Here is a 25,787-nt window from a genome sequence, read left to right as displayed (position 1 = left end):
GAGAGAGGTAGGGGGCAGGGCACCTCTTCTGAGTGAGTCTGCAACCGGAACCCGCGTCCGTAGCCTGTCCACCACTGCCGTCCCTGCGACATGGCGCAACCACGCCAAGGCGCGGAATTTCCGACGAGACAGGGGCTACTCGCCGATCTTCTTCGAACTGAGGACGATCTTGCTGTCATGGGCGGCGGTGGCGCCGCCCACCGGAGACTGGCTGACGACGACCCAGTTGCGGTCGTTGACCAGCAGCCGGCCCTTGCCTGTGGCATCCACTTCGGTCAGATAGTAGAAGCCGGCCGCCTGCATCGTGTCCTGGGCCAACTGGTGATTGAGGCCGACCACAGCCGGTACTACGGCGCTCCGCGCGGTAGTGGGCGGGGTGGTCGGCTCCGATGGCGGCTGCTGAGAGGGCGGTGCCGGTGGAGTCACCGAGGCAGTGACGGTGACTGTTGGCGGGAGTTGGGGTTGCTGGGTGCCGGAGCAGCCAGCAACGAGTAACAGCAGCGGTGCGCACCAGGCGATCTTCATCGGCGTCCCCCTCTCGCCACTGAGGTTACTCAGCGCGAGGACCTCCGCAACCGAGTGTTAACGGGACACGCCTTGAGACCGCGGTGCAGCGGTCGCTAGCTGGTGGCTGGATCGGCCTGTGAGTTGGTGCGCGCCCACGCTTCCCCGCCCACCCGGTGCCGCAAGCCTGCGTACGGCGTACTCACAGCCCCGACCTTGAGCACTGGCCAGGCGCCCAGCCCGCCGTACGACGCCTAGCCCGTGCACAACGTCGGCCTCCCCTGGCCTCCCCAAGCCCAACCGCACCATCACCAACCGGCAGTCAGGCGAGCAGGGAGAACGGCCATCACGAACTCTGGCTGTAGTGCTGCAAGCCGCACCCCGCCCCGCTCGGGTGGGTAGAGGTAGTCCAATGGATTGGACAGTTTGTCCATCGTGGACGTAGTGTCCACTCATGGTTCATCGTCTTGCTCCGATCTGTGACGCGATCGCCCGGCTGCTCACGCCGCACGCCGAGGTGGTGCTGCACGACCCGGTGACGGACGAGGTGATCGGGATCTGGAACGCCTTCTCCGAGCGCTCGGTCGGCGACCCGTCGCTGCTCGGCGAGCTGGCCGAGCAGACCGCGACCGGCGTGGACGTCTACGGCCCGTATCCGAAGTCGCTGCCCGATGGGCGATGGCTCTCCAGCGTCAGCGCGGTACTGCGAGACGAGCACGGCAAACCCGACGTCGTCCTGTGCATCAATGTCGACCGGACCGCGTTCGAAGAGGCGAGCCGGATCCTGGCCGCTTTCGCCGCCCCGGTGGTCGGTCAGCCACGGGTGCTGTTCGAGCACGACTGGGCCGAGGCCTTGAACGAGATCATCGCCGACTACATCCGCCGGCGCGGCGTGACTGTCGAGCGACTGACCAAGGATGACCGGCTGGAGTTGCTCGCGCACCTGGACAAGGCGGGGGTGCTCAGCCAGCGCCGCGGCGTACCGGCGGTCGCTCGCGCGCTGAAGATCTCTCGCTCCGCCCTCTACCAACTGCTGGCCCAAGCCCGTAAGGAGCAGACCGATGCCAACCCTTCCTGACTTCAAGCTGGAGACCTACTTCTCGCGCTGGGAGTTCAGCGCCCGCTATCACCTCACCGCCTCCGACGCGCAGACGATCGCGGTGTCCGAGTTGCTGGAGCTCGCCGACGAGGACGGACGGCGGCGGTGGGACACGCTCGAGCTCGGCTACACCGAGACCCGGGGCTTGCCCGCGTTGCGGGAGGAGATCGCCAGCACATATGACGTGGTCGCGCCGGAGGATGTGATGTGTTTCGCCGGAGCCGAGGAAGCGATCTACCTGGCGATGCACGCCTTGCTGGAGCCCAGTGATCACGCTGTGGTGCTGACGCCGAACTACCAGGCGGCCGAGACGATCCCGTTGTCGATCTGCGCCGTCACCGGCGTCGCATTGGTTGCCGAGAGCAACTGGTCGCTCGACGTCGACGCGGTGGAACGCGCGCTCAGGCCGAACACCAAGCTGGTGTCGGTCAACTTCCCGAACAACCCGACCGGCGCAGTGCCGGATCCCGTCACCTGGCAGCGTTTGGTGAGCTTGTGTGACGAGCGTGGGATCACGCTGTTCAGCGACGAGGTCTATCGCGGGCTCGAACTCGACCGCCCGTCGTTGCCGCAGGCAGCCGACCTGTCCGCGAATGCGCTGTCGTTGAACGTGATGTCGAAGGCCTATGGTCTGCCCGGACTGCGGATCGGCTGGATCGCTTGTCGCGATCGCGCCCTGCTGGACAAGCTGGAGCGTGCCAAGCACTACACGTCGATCTGCAACTCCGCGCCGAGCGAGATCCTCGCGCTGATCGGATTGCGTGCCCGCGATCAGCTGCTGGAGCGCAACCGCGGGATCGTCGCGGCGAACCTTCCCCTGTTCGCGGACTTCTTCGGACGCTTCCCCGACTTGTTCGACTTCACCCCGCCGCAAGGTGGGTGCGTCTGCTATCCGCGCTATCTCGGTGCGGACGGCGTTGAGGCGATGTGCACGGAGCTGGTCGAGCAGGCCGGCGTGCTGCTGCTGCCGTCGAGCATCTACAGCTCGGAGCTGACCGAGACGCCGACCGACCGGTTCCGGGTAGGCGTCGGCCGCCAAGGCCCACAGGAAGCACTCGACCACTGGTCAACCTGGCTGGAGAAGCGCCGATGACTCTGCCCGTGCTCGGATTGGCTGAGATCGCTGCGGTCGCGACGCCTGAGGTGATCTTCGCAGCGGTCGAGGAAGCGCTGATCGCCCATGCCGAAGCCCGTACGTCGGTGCCGCCGCCGATGGTGCTCGAGTTTCCGGACCACGCAGGCGACTGCCACGTGAAGGCCGGCCATGTCGCCGGCTCACCCCACTTCGCCGTGAAGGTCGCCTCCACCTTCGCGTCGGTCAACAACGGGCTGATCCTCGTCGTCGACGCGACAACCGGTGTACCGGCTGCTGTGCTTGCTGATGAAGGCATGCTGACGGCTTGGCGTACTGCGGCCGCCGGTGCCTTGGTCACCCACGCGATGACACCGCCGGAGATCGACGAGGTGGCCGTGCTCGGCACCGGCGAGCAAGCTCTGCTGCAGGTGACCTGGTTGCGCAAACTGCGCCCGATCAACCGGGTGCGCGTCTGGGGTCGACGCCCGGAAGCGGCCGAGGCGCTCTGCCAAGCCTTCGCCAAGGAAGGGATCGACGCCCGGCCCGACGCTCTCGAAGGCGCGCCGTGTGTCATCACGACGACGGCCGCGCGGGCGCCGCTGCCCGCGGAGGCCTTCCGGAACGCCGTGCACGTCACCGGGATCGGCACCGACATGCCCGGCAAGCACGAGCTGCCCGTCGAGTTGTTCGCAGGTGCCGTTGTCGCCACCGACGACCACGACCAATGCCTCCACCACGGCGACTTCGGCAACGCGGTCCGCGCCGGCGTGATCCAGCCCGACGCGGATCTGGCGGCCGGCGCCGTACTGCGGGCCGCCACCGACCTCGCCTCAGGAACCGTGTTGCGGGGCGACGGGGATCTAGCCGCCGGCACGGGGCTGCGGGATGGCGTGCCTGCGTGGGGGCGGCAGGTTGATGGCGGCAGCTTGCGCAGTACGCGGTCGGTTGCCGACCTCACCGGGATCGGGGCGGCGGACGCGGCCGTGGCCTCCGCGGTGATGCGGTGGTCCGGCAAATAACTTACCAGCCAGGAAATTGGTCTATTGCGCCATCTGCAACGGCAAATGCGGCGAGCGCTACTGAACGCCAGGTTTCCTGCACGTTTCCGCGCGGATACGCTCTCACGACTTAGTAACGGATACTCCTGAACTATTGACTGGTCAGCAGAACCTGGGCGATTCTCTACGCCACTGAACGACAGGTTCATACCAGTCAGCCGGAGGCCGATCCGGCTACTTCGCCCGAGGTGATCCGATGAAGTTCCGTTCCCTTGCCAAACCTGCAGTCGCAGTCGCGGCAGTACTGTCCCTTTCCGCACTGGCCGCGTGTGGCAGTTCGGACGACAAGAAGGACGCCGCTGGATCAGGCCCGACGACGATCGACGTCTGGCTGATGAAGGGCAGCGTCTCCGACGACTTCCTGAAGCGGTTCGAGGCGGACTTCGCCGCCAGCCACCCCGAGGTCAAGGCCAACGTCCAGATCCAGGAGTGGAACGGGATCGGCACCAAGATCATCGGTGCCCTGGCCAGCAAGGACGCGCCGGACGTGATCGAGGTCGGCAACACCCAGGTCGCGCAGTACTCGGCCAGCGGTGGCGTCAAGGACCTGACCGACAAGAAGGCCGACCTCAAGGGCGACGACTGGATCGAGGGCCTGGCCGGCCCCGGCCTGTACGAGGGCAAGCAGTACGGCATCCCGTACTACGCCGCGAACCGCGTCGTCGTGTACCGCAAGGACCTCTTCGCCGCTGCCGGCGTCACCCCGCCGAAGACGCGCGAGGAGTGGCTGGCCTCGACCGCCAAGCTGAACACCGGTGGCAACCAGGGCATCTACCTGCCCGGCCAGAACTTCTACGTGCTGTCCGGCTTCATCTGGGACGAGGGCGGCGACCTCGCGGTGAAGGAAGGCGACAAGTGGAAGGGCGCGCTGTCCACCCCCGAGGCGCTGAAGGGGATGGACTTCTACCAGCAGATCCAGGCGCTCGGCAAGGGTCCGAAGGACTCTGACGAGGCCAAGCCGACCCAGACCGACGTCTTCGCGCAGGGCAAGGTCGCGCAGATGATCGCGGTACCGGGTGCGGCCGAGCTGATCGCCCAGGCGAACCCGGCACTCAAGGACAAGCTGGGCTTCTTCCCGATCCCCGGCAAGACCGCCGACAAGCCGGGTGCCGTCTTCACCGGTGGCTCCGACCTGATCATCCCGGTGGCCTCGGACGGCCAGGACGCGGCGTACACCTTCATCAAGGAGCTGGCCGGCGAGAAGTGGCAGACCGACCTCGCCAAGACGATGAAGTACGTGCCGAACCGGACCAGCCTGGCTTCGTCCGTCGGCGCGGACGAGGGCGTCGCGGCGATGGCGGCCGGTGCCGCCAACGGCAAGGCCACGCCGAACTCGCCGAACTGGGCCGCGGTCGAGGCGAAGAACCCGATCAAGGAGTACCAGACCAAGGTGCTGACCGGCGGTGACCCGGCCGCCGCGGCGAAGTCAGCCGACGAGATCATCACCCAGGCCCTGAACACCAAGTAGAGCCATGGCTCTGGCTGAAGCAGAGACCACCACAGCAGCCCCCGCCCCCGGAACCGGTACGCCGGTCCCGGCCCGGCGGGGGCGACCCCTGTGGGCGCGTGTTCTCCCATACCTGCTGGTGGCGCCGACAGTCATCGGTACGGCGTACCTGCTGGTCTATCCGCTGGTCCGCAACCTGCTGATCTCGGTGCAGAAGTTCGGCATCGCCCAGCTGATCCGCGGTGGCGCCGAGTTCGTCGGGATCGACAACTACCGGGCGATCCTGTCCGACGACAAGTTCTGGAGCGTGGTCGGGCGGACCTTCGCCTTCACCGCGATCAACGTCGGCCTGATCATGGTGCTCGCCATCCTGGTCGCGCTGCTGATCGGTGCCCTGGGCAAGTGGATGCGGTTCGCCGTGATGGGTGGCCTGGTGGTCGCCTGGGCGATCCCGGTGATCGCCGCGACGACCGTTTTCCAATGGCTCTTCCAGTCTCAGCTCGGGGTCGTCAACTGGGTCCTGGTCGCGCTCGGCTTCGAGCAGTACGACGGCAAAGCCTGGTTCGCGGATGGCAACTCGACGTTCGCGATCATCGTGTTGCTGATCGTCTGGCAGTCCGTCCCGTTCGCGGCGTTGACCCTGTACGCCGCGATGACGACGGTGCCCAAGGAGCTGAGCGAGTCGGCCCAGATCGACGGCGCCGGCTCGGTGAAGACGTTCGCGCTGATCACCTTCCCGATCCTGCGGCCGATGTTCGGGCTGATCCTGTGCCTGGAGGTGATCTGGGTATTCAAGTGCTTCGTCCAGATCTGGGCGATCAGCCAGGGCGGTCCGGGCGACGCGACGCTGACGCTGCCCGTCTACGCGTACCAGATCGCCCAGTCGCTGAACCGGTACGACCTGGGCGCGGCGATCTCGATGGTCACGGTGCTGATCCTGGCCGTGGTGCTGCTGGCCTACTTCCGGCAGATGTTCAAGGAGGAGGGTGAACTGTGAGGACCCGCCTCAGCCGCAAGATCACGCTGAACGTCCTGGCTCTCGGCGTCTTCGCCTTCTCGGTCTTCCCCGTCTACTGGATGGTGCTGACCGCGTTCAAACCGACCAAGGAGATCCAGGCCGAGACGCCGTCGTTCTTCCCGACGCACGTCACGTTCTCTCATTTCAGTACGGCGGTGCACGCCGACGGCTTCTGGATCTTCTGGCGCAACAGCGGGATGGTCGCGATCAGCGCCGTGCTGATGTCGCTGGTGGTCGCCTGCCTGGCCGCGTACGCGGTCGGCCGGATGAAGTGGAAGGGCCGGCAGGCGTTCATCCTGATGGTGTTCATCGCGCAGATGACGCCGTGGGAGGCGCTGCTGATCCCGATGTACGTGATCGCGCGCGACACGGACATGCTGGACAAGCTGCCGATGCTGACGCTGATCTACTTCATGATGACGCTGCCGTTCACGATCGTGACGTTGCGCGGCTTCCTGAACGGCATCCCGGTCGAGCTCGAGGAGGCCGCCCAGGTCGACGGCTGCAACCAGTTCCAGGCGTTCCGGCGGATCGTCTTCCCGCTGCTCGCGCCCGGCCTGCTGTCCACCTCGCTGTTCGGCTTCATCACCGCGTGGAACGAGTTCGCCTTCGCGAACCTGCTGATCATCAAGAACCAGGACCAGCGCACGCTGCCGGTCTGGCTCTCGTCGTTCAGCAACACCTTCGGTACGGACTGGGGCGCGACGATGGCCGCCGCGACCTTGTTCATGCTGCCCGTGCTGCTGATCTTCCTTGTCCTGCAGGGACGAGTGACGACAGGCGTAGCAGCGGGAGCCGTCAAAGGCTAGTCAGGCTGTATCAGTTTCAGGAAAGGTCAACCGCGTCGTGATCCGGTACCGATCGCCCCTGTAGATGGAGCGGGTGTACTCGATCACGGCGCGGTCCGCGTTGCGCGTGGTCCGCTCGAACAGCAACGCCGGCGAATGCAGCGGTACGCCGAGCAGCGCCGCCTCTTGCGCATCGGTCACGGTCGGCTCAGTCGTCTGTACTGCGTCCTTCGCCGCCACCTGGTACCTCGACCGCAGCAACCCGTAGAGCGAGCCGACCTCGAAGTCGCGGCCGGTGATGCCGGGAACGAAGGCGGACGGGATCCTGATCCGTTCGATGCACATCGGGGCGCCGTCGACCAGCCGCAGCCGGACCACCGAGACGAGCTGATCGCCCGGTGACATCTCCAGCCGCTGACCGAGTCTGGCGCCGGCGGGCACGAGCTCGAAGCTGATCAGCTTGCTCTGCCAGGGCGTGCCCTCGGCCGGCGGCACCTGGTAGTCGCCTTCCACGGTGGGTTCGAGCTCCTGGTGGATCTTCCGGGAGCTCGTGAAGGTGCCGCGGCCATGCTCGCGGACCACCAGTCCGTCGCGGGCCAGATCGTCGAGCGCGGCGCGAAGGGTCGGGCGGGAGACCCCGAGGGATTCACTCAGGCTGCGCTCGGAGGGGAGGGCCTCACCGGGGTTGCGGACCTCGATCAGCCGCAGCAGGCGATCCCGCGCTTCAGTCCTCCTCATCAGGCAACTCTAGCAATCTTTACCAGAGGTCGGACCTATGAGAGCGCATTCACTCCGTACCAAGGGGTTGACTTGACCACTTGGATAGACCACGTTTTACGAAGGGTTCTGTACGAAGAGATCTCCGCCCCGAGACGAAGGTGTGTGAAACCCATGGCTCGATCACGCAAACTCCGCATCACCGCGGCAACCGTAGTACTGGCTGCTCTGGCCGCCGCCGGCGCCAGTACTACGGCCAGCGCCCGCCCCGGACCCGAGAAGCCGCGCAAGCCCGCCGCGTGTGGTGCGTTCTTCGACGACTTCAACTACAGCTCCCGGACCGACCCGAACTTCACCGGGCACGACTGGAGCGTCCGGACCAATGCAGGTGGTCCCGGCGTCGGCGGCGCCACCTGGGCCGCGAGCAACGTCAGCTTCCCGGTGGTGGACGGCCAGAAGTCCCTGGAGCTGCGCGCCTCCACCAACGGCACGGCAGGCGGCACCACTCATGCCCAGGTCCAGCAGAACCGGCTGCGCTTCTTCGAAGGGACCTACGCGACCAGGTTCAAGTTCAGCGATGCCCCGATCAGTGGTGCCGACGGCGACACGGTCAACCAGACCTTCTACACGATCTCGCCGCTCGACTACGACTGGGAGCCGACGTACAGCGAGCTCGACATCTCGGAGTACCTGCCGAACGGCGGCTGGGGTGAGACCGGCCCGACGAACTTCATCACCAGCTGGAACACCTACCAGGCGGATCCGTTCGACGGTTGGCGGATCAGTGAGGCGCGCCGCTGGAGTCACGCCGGCTGGCACACGCTGGTCGCCACTGTCGCTGACGGGCACGTGAAGTACTACATCGACGGAGCGCTGGCAGCGGACCACACGACCGACAGCGCGGGTCGCCCGGTCTACCCGCGGCGGCCGATGACGCTCAACTACAACCAGTGGTTCATCGACCTGACCGGCCACTCCGGCGGCACCAGTACCTACGCCCAGGCGGCCGACTGGGTCTACTACGCCAAGAACGAGGTTCTGACGCCCGCCGCGGCGACCGCGCGAGTCGACTCGTACCGGTCGGCAGGCGCCAGTCACGCGGACACGATCAGCTGCTGAAACAGTGACCCGTCAGTAGCGTGAGACACCCCCAGCAACCCATGGACATTCGGTTCTGGACTGAGTACGGTCCGTAACGGCGTCCGCACCACGTCACCCGTCGGAGAGGGAGATCTCTCCTGCCAGACGGTGAGGTGCCGCCCGCCAGTGGTGCCTCACTGGTGGATGGGCTAGCAGCTCGTGGCAGCCGCTGCGAGCTGATGGGGGCCCGTACACCTAGGTGGGGCGGCCGAGCGCACGCGCTCCCGCCCCACCGACTCAATCTCCCCCCAACGCCGCACTGCCCCTGTTCGTCTTGGTAGATGACAGGGAAGGTGGTGCGAATGGCTGACTGGGAATCCGCGTTCGGCGAGCTACTAGTGGCTCGCGGCAGTGCGCTGCGGTCCTACGCCTATCTGCTGACCGGCGACCCCGCAGCGGCGAGCGACTTGGTCCAGGACGCACTGCTACGAGTCTTCAGCCGCCTGCGGGTCGGCACTGACGTAGTACAGCTCGAGATCGCGGACCAGCTCGGCTGCGCCGAGGGCACGGTGAAACGCCATCTGGCCGACGCGAGGGCGAAGTTGGCCGCTCAGCTCGGCACGACCGAGGAGAGCATGCGATGAGTTCCGGAGACCTGAAGAACCTCTTGCAGGACCTAGCCACCGAGGGCTCTACGGGAGTGGAGCTGGACGAGCAGCAACTGGTACCGCGCATCCGAACTCGCCGGCGTCGTCGCGCGGGGTTGGTGGCTGCCGTCAGCGCCTCGACGGCGGTGATGCTCGCGGCGGGAGCGTTCGTAGTACTGCCGGGTGGTGAGCGGGAGCAGCCGCCTGTGGCCACGCCGACGGTGACTGCCACTGCGGGTTGGATTAACGCCTTCTCCTGTGGGGGCACCTTCAGTGCGCCTCTGACCGGCGACCCGTCGCTGCGCTTCGACGTGAAGCCGCAGGAGGCGACCCGGGATGCACAGGGGATTGCAGCGATGTTCGCCCTCCAGATGACCAATACGACCGGCAAGCCGCTGGAGCTGTTCGGCACGCCGAACGCACCGAGGGTGGTCGTGGTCAAAGACGGGGTCGTCGTGGCCGAGCCTCTCGGCGAGACCTTGCCCGGTCATCACTGGAAGTTCGGTCCGGGCCAGACCGTCACCCTGCAGGTGGCCATGGCGATCCGCCGATGCGAGCGCACTGCCGTGCCGGGCTCAACCCAGCTCGAACCGGGCAACTACCAGATCTACGCGACGAAGACCTTCAGCCACAGCGGCGACGGTTCCAGTCGCACCGACGTCGTCGTCGCCGGCGGACCCTGGACCATCCAGCTGAAGTAGCGGTCATCGGGGGTTTGCCGGATCGTCGGACAACCTTTGCTGGAGTTTGACGTTCAACCAGGGTGCGGTGCGGGCAGACTGATCAACGTTGCAGTGGTTCCCAACCGCCCCTGGGAGATGCCGTGCCTTCTCACCGTGCTTTGCGTCCCGCCGTGATCATCGGCGTACTGCTGGCGTTACTTGCCTTCGGCGTCAGTCCATCGACAGCCGCGACGACGGCGAATCTGTCGGTCAGCGCGGCGATCCAGCAACAAAACGGTTCGACCGGCACCGTCGAGGGCTATGTGGTCGGTCAGCCGACCGCTGCCAACACGGTGATCCGGAGCAACTTCACCGGCGACACCGCGCTCGCGTTGGCCGACTCGGCTTCGCAGACCAGTACGTCGAGCATGCTCTACGTCCAGATCACGACCGCCTTCCGTTCGCAGTACGGGCTGCAGTCGAATCCGGGGCTGATCGGGACCAAGATCAGCGTGACCGGGACGCTGACGCCGTACTTCACGCCGCATGCCGGGCTGAAGGATCCGACCGCGTTCGGTGGCGGCGGGACGACCCCACCCGACCCGAGTGACTACTACGCGAACGCGATCGGGAAGACCGGGCCGGCGCTGAAGTCCGCGCTGCACACGATCATCTCGAGCCAGACCAAGCTGAGCTACGACCAGGTCTGGAACGCGCTCAAGGACACCGACCAGGATCCGGCCAACTCCAGCAACGTGATCCTGCTGTACTCCGGTCGCTCGCAGAGCAAGAGCACCAACGGCGGCGGCGTCAACGACTGGAACCGCGAACACGTCTGGGCCAAGTCACACGGCGACTTCGGTACTGCGACCGGCCCCGGTACCGACGTCCATCACCTGCGGCCCGAGGACGTCTCGGTGAATGGTGCCCGCGGCAACCTCGACTTCGACAACGGCGGCAGTGCGGTGTCGGAGTGCCCGGGGTGTGCGGCGGACGGCGACTCGTTCTCGCCGCGGGCCGCGGTACGGGGTGATGTCGCGCGGATGATCCTCTACATGGCGGTGCGCTACGAGGGTGGCGACGGCTGGCCGAACCTGGAGCCGAACAACTCGGTGAACAACGGCAGCGCGCCGTACATCGGCAAGCTGTCGGTGCTGAAGGCGTGGAGCGCGGCCGACCCGCCGGACGCGTTCGAGAAGCGCCGCAACCAGGTCATCTTCGACACCTGGCAGCACAACCGCAATCCGTTCATCGACCACCCGGAATGGGTCACCTCGATCTGGCCGTAGCGTCTAGGTTGGATGGCATGAGCCCTTCCATTCCACGCTTCCACCTCGCCATGCCGGTCGACGATCTCGCCGCCGCCGCGGAGTTCTACGGTTCCGTGGTCGGCTGCGAACGTGGCCGCAGCTCCGACACCTGGATCGACTGGAACCTGCGCGGCCACCAGTTCGTGACCCACCTGGCCCCCGCGCGTCAACAGGCGATCCACAACCCGGTCGACGGCCACGACGTCCCCGTCCCCCACTTCGGCCTGATCCTCGAGATCCCCGACTTCCACACCCTGGCTGACCGCTTCCGCGCCGCCAACACCCCCTTCGTCATCGAGCCCTACCTCCGCTTCGAAGGCCAGCCCGGTGAGCAATGGACCATGTTCCTGCACGACCCAGCCGGCAACGCCCTCGAATTCAAAGCCTTCGCCAACGACAAGGACGTCTTCGCCACCTAACTGCCCCAGCCTGCCCGCGATCTGCCCTCCCCCTCAGTGCTGCAGCCGACAACACTCGAAGGATGATTGTTATGGCTACAATGGAAAGAGGGAAAGTGACCACAGGAGGACTGGTGGACGTCGGCATCCGAGAACTCCGCGACGGTCTCAGCCGTCACCTCGCCGAAGTGCGCGACGGAAGAACGATCACCGTCACCGACCACGGCAAGCCGATCGCGCGCATCGTGCCTGTGGAGCGGCTGACTGCACTGGAGCGCTTGGTGGCTGAAGGGCGCGTACGTCGCCCCAAGCGACGCAAGCGCCCAGCGCCGATTCCCACACCGACCGACGGCACGGTGAGTGATCTGGTGGCAGAGCAGCGGCGATGATCTGCTACTTCGACACCTCGGCGTTCGTCCCGCTGCTAGTTCCAGAACCGTCGTCGGCCGCTTGTCGAAGGCTCTGGGATGACGCCGATGATGTGATCACCAGTCAATTGCTGTACGTAGAAACGGCCGCTGCGCTTGCGCTCGGGGTCAGGACCAAGCGCTTGACCCGGGAGCGGGAGGCGGAAGCCTTGCAGGTGCTGGACCGGTTCTGGTCCGACTTCTATGTTGTGGAGCCTGACGATCGGCTGGTCAGCCGCGCCGCGATGTTGACATCCCAGCAGGCATTGCGGGCCTATGACGCGGTCCACTGCGCGACCGCCGAACAAGTAAATGACAGCGACCTGATCTTCGCTTCTGGAGATCGCCAGCAGTTGAAGGCGGGCGAGGCGCTCGGGTTCTGTGTTGCCGACGTCAATGAGGTCGACTTCCTGTAGATGCTGCTCCCCGCCGCCCCGGGTTGGTCTACGAGGCCTGTGGGCAAGTGTTTTCGTTAGGGTCGAATGCTTTCCGTGGGGGACTGGGGGCGGCCTACGCTCCGGGCCATGGCGAGTGGCACGAGCTACAAGGAAGTGTTTCGGGTTCCGGAGTTTCGGGCGATGTGGCTGGCTGAGCTTCAGTCGGTGGCCGGGGATCAGTTGGCTCGGGTGGCTTTGTCGGTGCTGGTCTTTACCGAGACGGGATCGGCTGCGCTGACCGGGCTGACCTATGCGTTGACCTTTGTTCCGTCGTTGCTCGGTGGCATTTTTCTGACCGGGCTCGCGGATCGATTTCCGCGTCGCGAGCTGATCATGTGGATCGACGGGCTGCGTGGGTGCCTGATCCTGCTGGTGGCGATCCCGGGGATGCCGTTCTGGTCGTTGTGTGTCCTGGTCGGGATCGTGTCGCTGCTGCAACCGGTCTTCAAGTCGGCTCAGCTCGCTCTGCTGCCGGACGTGCTCGGCGAGGAACGCTTCGCGACCGGGATGGCGATTCGCAGCATCACCATCCAGTCCGCGCAGATGGCCGGATTCGCCGGTGGCGGTCTGCTGATCGCAGTCTTCAACCCGTACGTCGTCCTGGTGCTCGACGCGATCACGTTCTTCGGATCGGCCCTGCTGATCCGCTCCCGGTTGAAGCCACGACCGGCGGCTGACCGGTCCGGGGCCGACGACACCGGCGTACGGCGGTCCTGGCGGGCGTCAGCCGGGGAGTCGTGGGGGCTGCTGTTCGCGGACCGTGGGATGCGGGCGCTCGTCCTGATGCTCTGGCTGATGGCGCTCGTCGCGGTCTACGAGGGGATGGCAGCGCCGTACGCCGCCCTGTTCGGCGGCAGCTCGGTGACGGTTGGGTTGATCCTGGCGGCCGATCCGCTGGGCAGCGTGATCGGTGCGTTCCTGTTCAGCAAGTTCGTGCCCGAGGCGCGGCGGCCGAAGCTGCTCGGGCCGTTCGCGATCCTGGCCGCGGCGCCGGTGGCGGTCTGTCTGCTTCAGCCCGGGCTGTGGGTCTCGATCGTGCTGTTCGTGCTGGCCGGTGGGTTCGGCACGATCGTGGTGATGCAGACGACGACGTCGATGACGTTCATGCTGCCGGACGCGCGGCGAGGCCAGGCGATCGGGATGTCCAACTCGGGCCTGACCACAGCCACCGGCGTCAGCCCGCTTTTCGCCGGAATCCTGGCAGATAAGACCGATGCGGCTCAGGCGGTCGGCTGGTTCGGGGTGGCGGGCGTGATCGCGGCCATCCCGCTCGCCGTGCTCTGGCAGCGCTCGATCCGGGCGGTGCCGGCGCCGGTCACCGATTGATACAGCTTCTGCTGAATACATCCCTTGCTGTACTGTCTGGCTGTGGACACGATCAGCCGGAGTGAAGTGCTGGCCCGCTTCGGGCACGCGTTGTCGGATCCGACCAGGACGCAGGTGATGCTCGTCCTGAGCGAGGGTGCGAGCTATCCGGCCGACCTGGCCGAGCGGATCGGCGTCAGCCGGCAGTCACTGTCGAACCACCTCGCCTGCCTCCGCGGCTGTGGCCTTGTGGTCGCCGAGCCAGAAGGACGCCGCACCCGCTACGAACTAGCCGACCCAAGCCTCGGTACTGCGCTCACGCAGCTGCTCTCCGTCGTCCTAGCCGTCGACCCAGCCTGCTGCCGCCCAGACACCACCGGGGAGTGCCTATGACGAACCCCGCCCCCGGTGCCCGCGGCCCCCTGGCGCCTGCTCCCGAGGCCCACGAGCCGATCCCCGTCGCCTCCAGCGAGCAACGCCTGCTTCCCCTCACCACACCTCCGCGCCCGACGGCGCAGCCGTCGGGCGCGGAGGTAGGAGAGCGCAAGCGGCTTGGGCGGCGTGCACAGCTGCTTGCGGGGGCTAGCGTCAGCTACAACGCGATCGAGGCCGTCATCGCGATCACCGCCGGGACTGTGGCCGGTTCGGTGGCGCTGGTCGGCTTCGGGCTCGACTCGATCGTCGAGGTGGCGAGCGGCCTGATCATCCTCTGGCAGTTCCGGCACCCACTCCCCCAGACCCGCGAGCGCCGCGCTCTCCGCCTGATCGCCCTGTCCTTCTTCGGCCTCGCCCTCTACGTGACAGTGGAGTCCGTCCGCTCGCTGGCCACCGGCTCCAGCCCGGACGCATCCACGGTCGGCATCGGCCTGGCGATCGCGTCTCTGCTCGTCATGCCGCTGCTGTCGGCTGCGCAACGGCGTACCGGCAAGGCGCTCGGCTCCAACGCGGTAGTTGCCGACGGCACCCAAACGCTGCTCTGCACCTACCTCTCGGCGGTGCTACTGGTCGGCCTGGTCCTCAACGCGACCCTCGGCTGGTCCTGGGCAGACCCGATCGCCGGCCTCATCATCGCCGCCGTCGCCCTCCGCGAAGGCATCCAGGCCTGGCAAGGCAAGGGCTGCTGCGCCCCCTCCAAAGCTGACACCTGCGAAGACGGCTGCTGCTAGCGGTTGATTCTGAAGGTCGTATTGCCTTCCTGACGAGTGGCGGTGACCTGACCCTCGCGATGCCGCCCACCACTCACCGCCGCAACGCCAGGCTGCGTAATCGCCGGCGCCGGCGTACCAGGCAGAGCCACACCTGCATGAGCAGCTGATTGCCCGACGCGCGTCTGCACCCAATCCTGCAGACCCGGATCAGCGACGGTCACCCGCGCGCCAGTCTCCCGCAGCATCCCGCGGGCAACCAGACCCTGGCGAGCCGCGTCGATCTCCTGCCACCTGCCCGGCCCGGCTGCCTGCGTCTCGCCCGGCATCGCCATCCCCCGCGGTCCCCGTACTGCGGCCTTGGCCAGCAGATCCTTCTCCGCAGGCGAGCACGTGTTCCACGCCGCCTGGTAGAACACCCGAGCCTGCGCGTTCACGTGAGCCGTCGCCTGCTTCGCCACATCAGTCGTGATCCCGTACGGCGGCCGCGCGAACTGCAGCGCCGTCTCGGACAGATCCCGCAGCCGGCTCGGATTGCCGTTGGCCGACTTGAGTAGCTTCTCCACCGCCTCCTGCTGGTACGGAATCCCGGCCCGCCGCAGCGGTTCGGTCACAGCCGGCCGCAACTCGTTGTCAGCGAGCGGCCCACACTCCCGTACGTCGAACCGCCCAGTGACCCCAGTCGCGATCCCAGACATCCCGCCCGACGCCGCCATCAACCGGGTCGTCGCCATCTCGCCACCCGCGCCGACGAGGTACACCGGCTGCCCCTTGCGCTCCAGATGAGCGGAGAGCTCGGTCAGCGCGGCGAGGTCCCGCTCGGAGGCGACGTCAAGGTTGTCGACCATCAGCATCACCGGCTGCTTCTTCTTCGCGGCCAACTCGGCGAGATTGTCGGCGAGCTGGTTGAGCGTGCTGCCGATACCGTCCTTGCCCGGTGCATCCCACTGCTTCTTGACCACCGCCTGAACCGGCATCATCCCGAACCGGAGCTCGGCGCCGTTCTGCTGGTTGCGACTGCGCTGGGTCAAATCCCGCAGCGTCTTCTTCAGCTTGCGAAGTGCGAAGTACCCGTGCCGCTTGCGCAGGCCGCCGAGGTCTTCGCTGACCGCGCGGACAAACCGGTTCTCCAGCGGCTCGCGAGGCGACGCGTCGACCCGTACCGCGGTCCAGCCGTTCTGCCGGGCGACCTCCTGGGCCCGGTCCAGCTCGAGACTCTTGCCCATCCCCGGGCCGCCGGTGAACAGCACCGAGTTGCTCTCGGGCCCGCGCCGGTCGAGGGAGATCGGACGACCCAGCTGATCCGTCCGGGTGACCGTGTACGCCGGACGCCGGGGCGTGCCGAAGACCTGACTCATCCGGCCAGCGTTGGTGCTCCGGCGGGCCGGAACGCGGGTTCGAGGCGGCCAGCAGATGAACTGGCGCTGAACCCCTCAGAAGACCTGATGCAGGAACCGGCAGAAAAGTTGCGGGAAATGAATGGGTAATTCTTTTCAAGCGAGGATTTGCCGAGCTGCTTTTCTGAATTCGCCCGACGGGCATTGTGAATTATGCCCGGGAAGCTCTAGGCAATTGCCTCGCCCGCGTGTCATCCTGCAAAAATGAACACATGGGCGAGGCGGGTGCGGGTGGGGATAGCGGCACTGGCGGGAATGGTGTCGATGGCGGCGATGCTGGTGGCGGCTCCGATGGCCACCGCGGTACCGAGGGCAGCGGAGTCACCGGATCCCAAGCTGAGCGTCACGGACGTGGACCTGGGCCGTCCGACGGTCGCCGTGTCGGGCCTGAACCGGGTCGCCGTGGGGGTCACGGTCAAGGCGGGTTACAACTCGGACGATCCGGTCGACAACGACACGCTGCTCAACGTGTTCCTGAAGCGCACCGGCGGCATCGGTCCGGTCAGGCTGATGATCGCCGGGCATTTGAAGCGCACGGCCGGAACGCTGAAGAACGGCACCTGGACCGGCACGGTCGACGTCCCCTCGACGGCGAACGGGACCTTCAAGGTGTACGGCGTCATGCCCGGCTTCACCCTGGATGGCTCGGACGGCAGCATGACGACCGAGACGCCCTTCGACGGGCCGAGTATCGCCGTCACCGGCGTGCACCTGCCGAGGCTCGGCGTCTCGGTGATTCCCAAGGTGGTTCCGTTCGGTTCGGCGTACCAGCTCAGGGCGGCGATCTGGGACTCAGCGACCGGTAAGCCCTATGGCAGCAGGCTCCCGCTCCAGGTCGTCAACGACAACCTGTGCGTCGAGTACGACGCCGGCTCGAAGCTCACCGACACGGCGGGCATCCTCGTGACGTCGTTCCCGGCGTCCGCGGCCGACTCGCTCAACTGCGTCCGGGTGCGCGGCAAGTTCTTCGACACCATCGGCCTCGGGTTCGCCCCGCTCCGGCCGGGCATCATCGGCGCCGTACCGTCGAAGACCGTCGTGCCGGTCAACACGATCGTCCCCGTCAACGGCTCGGTCGCCGGTGCGCCCTTCCGCTGCCCGGTGATCCTGCAACGCCTGTACGGCGCGTCGCAGTGGCGCAACGCGAGCCAGGACCTCGTCCGGCAGAGCGGTCGCTTCACCGTCCTCGCGCAGCCGTCGTACCGCGGGAACAACATCTACCGGGCCTACTTCCCGACCTGCGGGCGGTACCAGGCCGGCATCAGCAAGAGCTTCGTGATCCGCGGCACGTGAGGCCGGTTGGGTGGGGTGGGTTAGCCTGAGTTAGGTATGCCTAACCCATTCCACCCGAAGGTCGAGAGGACCGTGGTCGCGTGAGCACCCCCGCCACCCCCGCACCCCGTAGCCGCCGTGCGAAGCTGGCGATCGTCCGCCGGACCGAGCGCGTCACCCCGCACATGATCAGAGTGGTGCTGAGCTGCGACGAGTTCGTCGACAACGGCAGCACCGACCACTACGTGAAGCTGCTCTTCCTCCAGCCGGGAGTGGAGTATCCGGACCCGCTCGACATGGGCGCCGTCCGCGAGCAGATGCCGTCCGAGCAGTGGCCGACGATGCGGACCTACACCGTCCGTTCGTGGGACGAGGCCGCCCGGGAGCTGACGATCGACTTCGTTCACCACGGTGACGAGGGCATCGCCGGTCCGTGGGCCGCGGCCGCTCAGCCTGGCGACAAGCTCTGGTTCAACGGTCCGGGCGGTGGCTACGCGCCGCAGGAGACGGCCGGCTGGCACCTGCTGGTCGGCGACGAGAGCGCGCTGCCGGCGATCGGCGCCGCGATCGAGGAGTTGCCGCCGGGCGCGCACGCGAAGGTGTTCATCGAGGTCGAGGACGAGACCGAGGAGCAGAAGTTCAGCGGCTCCGGCGACGTCGAGCTGACCTGGCTGCACCGGACCGGTGGCACCGGTGAGCGTGGCGAGGGACTGGTCAAGGCGGTCGAGGGGCTGGAGTTCCCGGCCGGCGACGTCCAGGCCTTCGTCCACGGCGAAGCCGGCTTCGTACTGCGCCTGCGCCGCCACCTCTTCACCGAGCGCGGTCTCACCCGCGACCAGGTCTCGCTGTCCGGCTACTGGCGCCTCGGCAAGAACGAGGACGGCTGGCAGGCCGAAAAGGCCGAGACCGCCCGCAAGGAACGCGCAGCCGCCGGCGACTGACGCCAACCATCCGGCCGCGGCGGACGTCGTACCGGTCGATGACTGTTGATCCTGCGCTCTTCGACCGGTTCGCCATCGACTACGACCACTTCGTCAGCCTGCAACCCGGGCAGAACTCGGCGTGGGTGCGCGGGCTGGGGGTGACCGGGGAGCGCGCGATCGACGTCGGGTGCGGCTCCGGCCACGCGGCGGAGCGGCTCGCGGACGATTTCGGCTACGTGCTCGGGGTCGATCTGAGCGAGCCGATGATCGAGATCGCCCGGGCGAGCCGGGCGCGGCCGAACGTGGAGTACCGGGTGGCGGACGCATTCGCGCTGGAGGACGACGGGTTCGACCTCGTCTACAGCCACACGATGATGCATCACCTGCCCGACTACCGGGCCGGGCTGGAGCAGTTGAAGTCGCTGGTCCGGCCGGGTGGGACGGTGGCGGTGGTCGACAACGTCTGCGATCTGTATCCGACTCCGCCGCGACGGGCGTACACAGTGGGCGCAGTACTCGGGTTTCCTCGGGAGGTCCGGCGGATCGGGTGGCGTGAGGCTTGGTTCGAGTTGCGGTTCTGGTTCAGCAAGCCGTGGCTCGAGCACCTGCTCAGCGATCGGTATCTGTCCCGCGCGCAGTTCCGGCTGGTCTACGACAGCGTCTTCCCGGGGGCGCAGTACGACGATCTCGGGTTTGCGCTGGCGATGCGCTGGACGGACGAGCGGGGCGGCTGATCAGGTCCGGACCGCGGCGATCCGGCGGTTGATGATCTGGGCGATCACCGGTGCCTCGTCGTGCGGCAGGACCCAGTCGTCGCCCTGAACCTGCAAGATGAGCGCGGGACCAGGGCTGCTCCGAGGAGCCAGCTTCATGGTCACCGGGTACTTGAGCCGCTCGGCGCCCGACAGCGTCACGTCGTGGACGCCGGTCACGGCCGTGAGCGGGTAAGGCTTGTCGCGCTCTGTCGTCTGCCGGCCCTCGGCCGTGTGGAGCACCATCTGCTCGTGCAAGGCGACCTGGTCGGCGGTGATCGACAACCGCAGCCGGGTCAGCCCGCGCATCCGGAAGGTCAGCTCGTACTGCGATTCGGCCAGCTCCGGGATCGCCGGGTACATCAACGCGCGGAAGCCGTAGCGCGCGAAGGCGGCACCGATGATCGCGCCGACGACCGCGGCCGGCAGGAACCACATCGCGATCGAGCCCGAGTCCAGCACGATCGTGTAGAACGAGGTGAACAGCGCCGTCACGCCGCCCATCGTGATCCCGGCCCAGGCCCAGCGAATGGGCTTGTAGCGGCTCTTCCCGCGGCGCCACCATCCCGCGGCCAGCAGCGCGAGCGGTATCAGCCCCGCCTGCCAGTTGTAGACCTCGCTGTCCGCGGCCGCGGAGATCCACAGCGTCAGGCCGAGGAAGATCAGCGGGATCCCGAGATAGATGAACGACACGACGAACTGCGCCTGCCGGTCCCTTGCGTCCAGTGAGCTCACCGGAAAACCCAAGCACATGTACCGGTCGACCTCGTAATGTTGCCGACGATGACTGCGCTGTTCGAGGTACCGGCCCCGCTCTTCGAGACTCTGTCGGACCAGCTGCCGTGGCTCGAGGCCTCGCCCGCGCTGGCGGCGGAGTACCTCGATCGCTGGAAGTTGCGCCTCGATGGCAAGCCGCTGCATGGGATGGCCTCGGTGGTTCTGCCGGTTGTCAGCGCCGATGGGACCCAGGCGATGCTGAAGCTGCAGCCGTTCACCGACGAGAACATGGGCGAGGCTCTCGGGCTGAAGACCTGGAGTACCGAGGATGTGGTCGAGGTGCTCGACGACGATCCGGAGACCGCCACGATCCTGCTGGAACGGCTCAAGCCCCGCTCGCTCAGTGACCACCCCGACGACACCGAGGCCACTCAGATCCTGGCCGAGCTGCTCACCCGGCTCTGCGTAGTACCGGCTCCGGCCGGTCTGCGACGGCTGGCGGACATCGTCGCCGAGATGCTGGACGACGCTCCCGGGCTGATTCCACGGCTGGCCGACCCAGACCAGCAGTCCCTCGTACGCCGGTACGCGGCGCAGGCGGCCGAGTTGGTGCAGGAGCCCGGCGATCGCCTGCTGCACTGGGATCTCCACTACGACAACGTGCTCGCGTCGCAGCGCAAACCCTGGCTGGTGATCGACCCGAAGCCGCTCGCGGGTGACCCGTGCTTCGAGCTGCTCCCGGCGCTCGGCAACCGGTGGGACGACCTGGTGGCGACGGGTGATCTGCCACGGGCGATTCGCCGCCGGTTCGACCTCATGCTCGAGGTGACCGGGCTGGAGCGCGAGCGTGCGATCGGCTGGACGATGGTGCGGATCCTGCAGAACGTGCTCTGGGATCTCGAGGGCGACGAGGACGAGGCAGAGGACGAGATCGACCCGAACCAGCTGGAGATCGCGCGGGCCCTGACATGAACCCTTCGATCTGATTACATGATTACATGACGACACCGACGGTATATGAGTGGGCGGGCGGCGCGGAGGCATTCCTCCGGCTGACCGAGGTGTTCTACGACAAGGTGCTGGACGACCCGATCCTCGCGCCGGTCTTCGCGCAGATGAGCGACAAGCATCGCGAGCATGTCGCCCTCTGGCTGGGCGAGGTCTTCGGCGGCCCGAGCCGCTACACCGACGAGCTCGGCGGCTATCCGGCGATGCTCTCCCATCACCTGAACCTCGGCCTCACCGAAGAACAGCGCTCCCGCTGGGCCGGCCTGATCGCCGCCAGCGCCGACCCGGCCGGCCTCCCCGACGACCCCGAATTCCGCTCGGCCTTCGTCGCCTACGTGGAGTGGGGCACTCGCCTCGCCCTCGCGAACTCCCAGCCCGGCGCTACGCCGCCACCGATGGCTCCGGTTCCGAAGTGGGGCTGGGGCGAAGCGCCGCCGTACCAGCCTGTGACATAACCGGTGCGGCAATGGGCTTTCAGGGCGGGCGGTCCGGGGTAAGACCAGGTAAAGGTTGAAGTGTCAGATACCCGCGGGGGAACTCGGGACCTATCGTTTCGATATTGTCGGCGGTTCACGACGAACCCGGTGGCCGGGATGCGAGGGTGAACCATTGTGACCGCTCAGCTCGAGTACCCCGACTTGCAGGACAGCGAGGCGCTGCTGTCGATCCAGGGTCTGTGGAAGGTGTTCGGTCCGAAGGCCGCCCGGGTTCCGCGCCGTCCTGAGCTGGCAGCGTTGAGCCGGGCCCAGCTGCTCGACCAGACCGGCTGTACTGCGGCCGTCCGCGACCTGAGCTTCGACGTCGCCCCGGGCGAGGTCTTCGTCGTGATGGGCCTGTCGGGTTCCGGCAAGTCGACCCTGGTCCGCTGCCTGACCCGGCTGATCGAGCCGACCGCCGGCAGCATCTACTTCGAGGGCGAGGACCTGCGCGCCGCCGACGAGAAGCGGCTGCGGACGCTGCGCCGGAGCAAGTTCTCGATGGTCTTCCAGCACTTCGGCCTGCTTCCGCACCGCAAGGTGATCGACAACGTCTCGTACGGCCTCGAGGTCCGCGGTGAGAGCAAGCCCGATCGCCGTCGCCGCGCCCAGGAGGTCATCGACCTGGTCGGCCTCCGCGGCAACGAGAACCTGTACCCCGAACAGCTCTCCGGCGGCATGCAGCAGCGCGTCGGCCTGGCTCGCGCGCTCGCCTGCGACCCCGACGTACTGCTCTTCGACGAGCCGTTCTCCGCGCTCGACCCGCTGATCCGCCGCGAGATGCAGACCGAGGTCGTCCGGCTGCACCGCGAGGTCGGCAAGACGATGGTGTTCATCACCCACGACCTGTCCGAAGCGCTCAAGCTGGGCGACCGGATCCTGCTGATGCGCGACGGCGAGGCGGTCCAGCTCGGGACCGGCGACGAACTCGTCGGGGCTCCGGCGGACGACTATGTGCGCGACTTCGTCCGCGACGTACCGCGCGCCGACGTACTCACGCTGCGCTGGATCGTCCGTCAGCCGCGAGACGGCGAGGAGCTGGCCGGCCTTGAGCTCGGTCCCGACGTCCTGGTCCGGGAGGCGACCCGGCAGGTGCTCGAGGCGGGCGGCGCGGTGAAGGTCGTCGCCGACGGGCAGCTGCTCGGCGTGGTCGGCGACGAGGAGATCCTCGCCGTCGTCGCGGACAGGGAAACGGCTCCTGCCCCTGCGCGGCGCCTCTCCTGATGGCTTCCATCACGGGTTCGGTCGAGATCGAGGTACGGCGGCCTCGTCGCGGGGTGATCGTCGGCGTCCTGCTGGTCGCCTGGGTTGCCGCCTGGTTTGTGCTGAAGGGCATCAACACGCTCGCGCTCGGTGGTCAGGAGACCACTGGCCTGCATCGCTGGCTGACCGATCAGCGCGACTTCCTGGGTGGCGGTAACGCTTTCCTCGACGCGATCCGGGTCGTCGTCGACCAGTTCGTCATCCTGCTCCAGGCGGTGATCGCGCAACCGTCGTACGGGCGGCCGGTGCCGCTGATCGGCTGGCTCGGCGTGGTCGCGGTCTCGGCGTACCTGGCCTGGGCCTTCGGGAACTGGAAGGTCGCGGTGCTGACCGCCGCCGGGCTGACGTTCCTGGGGCTGCAGGGGTTGTGGCAGGAGAGCATGGACACGCTCTCGCTGACCATCGCGGCCGTTCTGCTGGCGCTGCTCGCGGGCATCCCGCTCGGCATCTGGGCGGGGTTGTCGAATCGCGCCTTCAAAGTCGCGACGCTGATCCTCGACCTGATGCAGACTCTGCCGACTTTCGTGTACCTCGCCCCGCTCACGTTGTTCTTCGCGATCGGCCCGGCCGCGGCGACCATCGCGACGCTGATCTACGCGGCCCCGCCGGTCGTCCGGCTCACCGCGCACGCGATCCGCTCGGTGCCGCGCGAGAGCGTCGAGGCGGCCCGCTCGCTCGGCTCGTCGGGCGGTCAGACGCTGATGAAGGTACTGCTGCCGATGTCGCGCAGTACGGTCGTCGTCGGCATCAACCAGACGATCATGGCCGCGCTGTCGATGGTGACCGTCGCCGCGCTGATCGATGCGCCCGGGCTCGGGCAGACCGTGCTGAAGGCGCTGCAGACGCTCGACGTCGGCGTCGCGTTCAACGCCGGCCTCGCGATCGTCGTACTGGCGATCGTGCTCGACCGGGTGACCACTGCAGCCGGCGACCGACCCTGGCGTACTGCGAGCCTGCGGCGCAAGGTGCTGCTCGGCGCTGGGGCGGTCGTGGCACTAGTGGCGGTCTGGTTCTCGCGGACCTATGTGTGGGCGGCCGATTTCCCGACTGGCGCCAACATCGGCTCGAAGATCGCTGTCGCCACAACCGACGCGACGAACTGGGTGCAGGACGTCTTCGGCGGCTTCACGTTCGGCGTCCGTGACGCGGTCACCAAGGGCGTACTCAACCCGCTCGAAGCTTTGCTCACCGAGTCGCCGTGGTGGCTCGTCGCCGTGGTGATCGTGGCGCTGGCCGCCTTGCTGGGCAGCTGGCGGGGCGCAGTACCGGCTGCTGTTTGCCTCGGACTCCTGGTCGCGACGGGCGTGTGGCACGACAGCATGGTCACGCTCGCCTCGACCCTGCTCGCCACGGTCGTGGTCGTCGCCGTCGGGATCGTGCTCGGCGTGTGGACGGGCCGCAATCACCGCGCGGACAGTTGGTTGCGGCCGATTCTCGATGCCGGTCAGACGATGCCGCCGTTCGTGTACCTCGTACCGTTCCTGGCCCTGTTCGGGACAAGCCGGTTCACCGCGATCGCGGCGGCGGTCGTGTTCGCCGTACCGGTGACCACCAAGATCGTTGCCGACGGCATCAGAGCTGTGCCGGTCGCGACCGTCGAGGCGGCGAACTCGGTCGGCTCCAGCACCTGGCAGGTGATCAGCAAGGTGCAGCTCCCGGTGGCCCGGCGGGCGATCGCGCTGGCGGTCAACCAGGGCCTGATCTACGTGCTCTCGATGGTCGTCGTCGGCGGACTCGTCGGCGCCGGCGCCCTCGGGTACGACGTCGCCGCCGGCTTCGCGCAGAGCGAGCTGTACGGCAAGGGACTCGCCGCCGGGCTGGCTATCGTGCTGCTGGGCGTGATGCTCGACCGGATCACGCAGGCCGCGGCCCGGCGTACCCGGAAGTTCAAAGGAACAGCTAGAGGAGACAACCTGTGGTGACCAAGAAGCTCCGGAGTGCTGGAGTTCTGACCGCGTTTGCCCTGGCCTTGACTGCCTGTGGAGGCGCCAAGGTCGGCGAGGCCGACAAGCCGGCTACCACTGGTGGCAAGGAGTGCGGCACCTTCAACCTGGCCGTCAGCCCGTGGGTCGGGTACGAGGCGAACGCGGCCGTGGTCGCGTACGTGGCGACCAAGGAGCTCGGCTGCAAGGTGGTGAAGAAGAACCTGAAGGAAGAGATCGCCTGGCAGGGCTTCAGCACCGGTGAGGTCGACGCGAACCTGGAGAACTGGGGTCACGAGGACCTGAAGAAGAAGTACATCACCGAGCAGAAGGTCGCCGTCGAGGCCGGGCTGTCGGGTAACAAGGGCGTGATCGGCTGGTACCTGCCGCCGTGGCTCGCGGCCGAGCACCCGGAGCTCAAGGACTGGAAGAACCTGAACAAGAACGCCGCGATGTTCAAGACCTCGGAGTCGGGTGGCAAGGGCCAGCTGCTGGACGGCGACCCGTCGTTCGTCACCAACGACGAGGCGCTGGTGAAGAACCTCAAGCTGGACTACAAGGTTGTCTACGCGGGCTCCGAGACGGCGCTGATCCAGGCGTTCCGGGACGCGGAGAAGAACAAGAAGCCGGTGATCGGGTACTTCTACGAGCCGCAGTGGTTCTTCAACGAGCTGAAACTGGTCAAGGTCGACCTGCCGGCGTACACGACCGGCTGCGACGCAGTACCGGCGAAGGTGGCCTGCGACTACCCGGCGTACGAGCTGGACAAGATCGTGTCGAAGAAGTTCGCCGACTCGGGCAGCCCGGCGTACGAGCTGGTGAAGAAGTTCAACTGGACCAACGACGACCAGAACGTGGTCGCGAAGTACATCGCCGAGGACAAGCTGACCCCGGACGCGGCCGCCGAGAAGTGGGTCAAGGAGAACCAGTCGAAGGTCGACGCCTGGCTCGGCAAGTAGT

Annotated in this window: 28 protein-coding genes; 24 read left to right on the top strand and 4 right to left on the bottom strand. The window is 67.1% G+C overall.

The window, feature by feature from the left end:
* Positions 1-135 precede the first annotated feature (135 nt).
* Positions 136-525 carry a PASTA domain-containing protein gene (locus tag A3ES_RS55460; RefSeq protein WP_202806476.1) on the bottom strand — a complete coding sequence of 130 codons (390 nt, stop codon included), beginning with the start codon at positions 523-525 and terminating at the stop codon, positions 136-138.
* Positions 526-958: 433 nt separating this feature from the next.
* Between A3ES_RS55460 and A3ES_RS0109860 the strand changes: the two genes are divergently transcribed.
* The 6 genes from A3ES_RS0109860 to A3ES_RS0109835 all read left to right on the top strand — a co-directional run bounded on the left by A3ES_RS0109860 (position 959) and on the right by A3ES_RS0109835 (position 7,010).
* On the top strand, positions 959-1,582 hold the full coding sequence (locus A3ES_RS0109860) for a helix-turn-helix transcriptional regulator (protein WP_020386637.1): 624 nt from the start codon (positions 959-961) through the stop codon (positions 1,580-1,582).
* Positions 1,566-2,696, top strand: a complete 1,131-nt coding sequence (locus A3ES_RS0109855; protein ID WP_020386636.1) for an aminotransferase class I/II-fold pyridoxal phosphate-dependent enzyme — start codon at positions 1,566-1,568, stop codon at positions 2,694-2,696. Before A3ES_RS0109860 ends, A3ES_RS0109855 begins: the two co-directional genes overlap by 17 nt.
* Positions 2,693-3,697, top strand: coding sequence for an ornithine cyclodeaminase family protein (locus tag A3ES_RS0109850; RefSeq protein WP_020386635.1), 1,005 nt, complete (start codon positions 2,693-2,695; stop codon positions 3,695-3,697). The genes A3ES_RS0109855 and A3ES_RS0109850 overlap by 4 nt, the downstream gene beginning before the upstream one ends.
* Positions 3,698-3,932: 235 nt before the next feature.
* On the top strand, positions 3,933-5,204 hold the full coding sequence (locus A3ES_RS0109845) for an extracellular solute-binding protein (RefSeq protein WP_020386634.1): 1,272 nt from the start codon (positions 3,933-3,935) through the stop codon (positions 5,202-5,204).
* Positions 5,205-5,208: 4 nt separating this feature from the next.
* On the top strand, positions 5,209-6,180 hold the full coding sequence (locus A3ES_RS0109840) for a carbohydrate ABC transporter permease (RefSeq protein ID WP_083933318.1): 972 nt from the start codon (positions 5,209-5,211) through the stop codon (positions 6,178-6,180).
* A complete protein-coding gene (locus A3ES_RS0109835) occupies positions 6,177-7,010 on the top strand; it encodes a carbohydrate ABC transporter permease (RefSeq protein WP_020386632.1) in 834 nt (277 codons plus the stop codon). The genes A3ES_RS0109840 and A3ES_RS0109835 overlap by 4 nt, the downstream gene beginning before the upstream one ends.
* Here the strand turns inward: A3ES_RS0109835 and A3ES_RS56700 are convergent, their stop codons facing one another.
* Positions 7,011-7,727: a GntR family transcriptional regulator gene (locus tag A3ES_RS56700; RefSeq protein ID WP_020386631.1), complete on the bottom strand. Its 717-nt coding sequence runs from the start codon at positions 7,725-7,727 to the stop codon at positions 7,011-7,013.
* A 153-nt stretch (positions 7,728-7,880) separates the two neighbouring features.
* Here A3ES_RS56700 and A3ES_RS0109825 point away from each other — a divergent pair, with 153 nt between their 5' ends.
* The 10 genes from A3ES_RS0109825 to A3ES_RS0109780 all read left to right on the top strand — a co-directional run bounded on the left by A3ES_RS0109825 (position 7,881) and on the right by A3ES_RS0109780 (position 15,118).
* Positions 7,881-8,825 (top strand): glycoside hydrolase family 16 protein, encoded by a 945-nt coding sequence (locus A3ES_RS0109825; protein WP_020386630.1) that lies wholly within the window; start codon positions 7,881-7,883, stop codon positions 8,823-8,825.
* A 323-nt stretch (positions 8,826-9,148) separates the two neighbouring features.
* Positions 9,149-9,430, top strand: a complete 282-nt coding sequence (locus tag A3ES_RS0109820; RefSeq protein ID WP_020386629.1) for a sigma factor-like helix-turn-helix DNA-binding protein — start codon at positions 9,149-9,151, stop codon at positions 9,428-9,430.
* Positions 9,427-10,134 carry a hypothetical protein gene (locus A3ES_RS0109815; protein WP_020386628.1) on the top strand — a complete coding sequence of 236 codons (708 nt, stop codon included), beginning with the start codon at positions 9,427-9,429 and terminating at the stop codon, positions 10,132-10,134. Before A3ES_RS0109820 ends, A3ES_RS0109815 begins: the two co-directional genes overlap by 4 nt.
* 122 nt (positions 10,135-10,256) lie before the next feature.
* Positions 10,257-11,384 carry an endonuclease gene (locus A3ES_RS0109810; protein WP_040454376.1) on the top strand — a complete coding sequence of 376 codons (1,128 nt, stop codon included), beginning with the start codon at positions 10,257-10,259 and terminating at the stop codon, positions 11,382-11,384.
* A gap of 17 nt (positions 11,385-11,401) precedes the next feature.
* Complete coding sequence (locus A3ES_RS0109805; protein ID WP_026162722.1) at positions 11,402-11,824, top strand: VOC family protein; 423 nt, start codon at positions 11,402-11,404, stop codon at positions 11,822-11,824.
* Positions 11,825-11,919: 95 nt separating this feature from the next.
* Positions 11,920-12,192, top strand: coding sequence for a type II toxin-antitoxin system Phd/YefM family antitoxin (locus A3ES_RS0109800; RefSeq protein WP_202806475.1), 273 nt, complete (start codon positions 11,920-11,922; stop codon positions 12,190-12,192).
* Entirely contained in the window at positions 12,189-12,626 is a 438-nt protein-coding gene (locus tag A3ES_RS0109795; RefSeq protein ID WP_020386624.1) for a type II toxin-antitoxin system VapC family toxin, read from the top strand. Before A3ES_RS0109800 ends, A3ES_RS0109795 begins: the two co-directional genes overlap by 4 nt.
* A gap of 108 nt (positions 12,627-12,734) precedes the next feature.
* Entirely contained in the window at positions 12,735-13,973 is a 1,239-nt protein-coding gene (locus tag A3ES_RS0109790; RefSeq protein WP_026162721.1) for an MFS transporter, read from the top strand.
* Between the two features lie 42 nt (positions 13,974-14,015).
* Positions 14,016-14,345 (top strand): ArsR/SmtB family transcription factor, encoded by a 330-nt coding sequence (locus tag A3ES_RS0109785; RefSeq protein ID WP_026162720.1) that lies wholly within the window; start codon positions 14,016-14,018, stop codon positions 14,343-14,345.
* Positions 14,342-15,118 (top strand): cation diffusion facilitator family transporter, encoded by a 777-nt coding sequence (locus A3ES_RS0109780; RefSeq protein WP_020386621.1) that lies wholly within the window; start codon positions 14,342-14,344, stop codon positions 15,116-15,118. The genes A3ES_RS0109785 and A3ES_RS0109780 overlap by 4 nt, the downstream gene beginning before the upstream one ends.
* Here A3ES_RS0109780 and A3ES_RS0109775 read toward each other — a convergent pair.
* Complete coding sequence (locus tag A3ES_RS0109775) at positions 15,115-16,455, bottom strand: AAA family ATPase (RefSeq protein WP_020386620.1); 1,341 nt, start codon at positions 16,453-16,455, stop codon at positions 15,115-15,117. The genes A3ES_RS0109780 and A3ES_RS0109775 overlap by 4 nt on opposite strands.
* A 243-nt stretch (positions 16,456-16,698) precedes the next feature.
* Between A3ES_RS0109775 and A3ES_RS0109770 the strand changes: the two genes are divergently transcribed.
* The 3 genes from A3ES_RS0109770 to A3ES_RS0109760 all read left to right on the top strand — a co-directional run bounded on the left by A3ES_RS0109770 (position 16,699) and on the right by A3ES_RS0109760 (position 19,423).
* Positions 16,699-17,787: a hypothetical protein gene (locus tag A3ES_RS0109770; RefSeq protein WP_157630423.1), complete on the top strand. Its 1,089-nt coding sequence runs from the start codon at positions 16,699-16,701 to the stop codon at positions 17,785-17,787.
* An 80-nt stretch (positions 17,788-17,867) separates the two neighbouring features.
* Positions 17,868-18,707, top strand: coding sequence for a siderophore-interacting protein (locus tag A3ES_RS0109765; RefSeq protein ID WP_020386618.1), 840 nt, complete (start codon positions 17,868-17,870; stop codon positions 18,705-18,707).
* Positions 18,708-18,745: 38 nt separating this feature from the next.
* Entirely contained in the window at positions 18,746-19,423 is a 678-nt protein-coding gene (locus tag A3ES_RS0109760; protein ID WP_020386617.1) for a class I SAM-dependent methyltransferase, read from the top strand.
* Here the strand turns inward: A3ES_RS0109760 and A3ES_RS0109755 are convergent, their stop codons facing one another.
* On the bottom strand, positions 19,424-20,176 hold the full coding sequence (locus A3ES_RS0109755) for a hypothetical protein (protein WP_020386616.1): 753 nt from the start codon (positions 20,174-20,176) through the stop codon (positions 19,424-19,426).
* Positions 20,177-20,224: 48 nt separating this feature from the next.
* Here A3ES_RS0109755 and A3ES_RS0109750 point away from each other — a divergent pair, with 48 nt between their 5' ends.
* From A3ES_RS0109750 to A3ES_RS0109730, 5 genes are all read left to right on the top strand, one after another.
* Positions 20,225-21,130 (top strand): aminoglycoside phosphotransferase family protein, encoded by a 906-nt coding sequence (locus A3ES_RS0109750; RefSeq protein WP_040454406.1) that lies wholly within the window; start codon positions 20,225-20,227, stop codon positions 21,128-21,130.
* A gap of 26 nt (positions 21,131-21,156) precedes the next feature.
* Positions 21,157-21,621 (top strand): group II truncated hemoglobin, encoded by a 465-nt coding sequence (locus A3ES_RS0109745; RefSeq protein ID WP_020386614.1) that lies wholly within the window; start codon positions 21,157-21,159, stop codon positions 21,619-21,621.
* A gap of 156 nt (positions 21,622-21,777) precedes the next feature.
* Positions 21,778-22,866 (top strand): quaternary amine ABC transporter ATP-binding protein, encoded by a 1,089-nt coding sequence (locus tag A3ES_RS0109740; RefSeq protein WP_020386613.1) that lies wholly within the window; start codon positions 21,778-21,780, stop codon positions 22,864-22,866.
* On the top strand, positions 22,866-24,827 hold the full coding sequence (locus A3ES_RS0109735) for an ABC transporter permease subunit (RefSeq protein ID WP_020386612.1): 1,962 nt from the start codon (positions 22,866-22,868) through the stop codon (positions 24,825-24,827). Before A3ES_RS0109740 ends, A3ES_RS0109735 begins: the two co-directional genes overlap by 1 nt.
* Positions 24,824-25,786, top strand: coding sequence for an ABC transporter substrate-binding protein (locus A3ES_RS0109730; protein ID WP_157630422.1), 963 nt, complete (start codon positions 24,824-24,826; stop codon positions 25,784-25,786). Before A3ES_RS0109735 ends, A3ES_RS0109730 begins: the two co-directional genes overlap by 4 nt.
* The last annotated feature ends 1 nt before the right edge of the window (position 25,787 follow it).

It is taken from the genome of Kribbella catacumbae DSM 19601, assembly GCF_000372465.1.
Lineage (GTDB): Bacteria > Actinomycetota > Actinomycetes > Propionibacteriales > Kribbellaceae > Kribbella > Kribbella catacumbae.
This window is presented reverse-complemented; position numbering and strand designations above follow the sequence as displayed.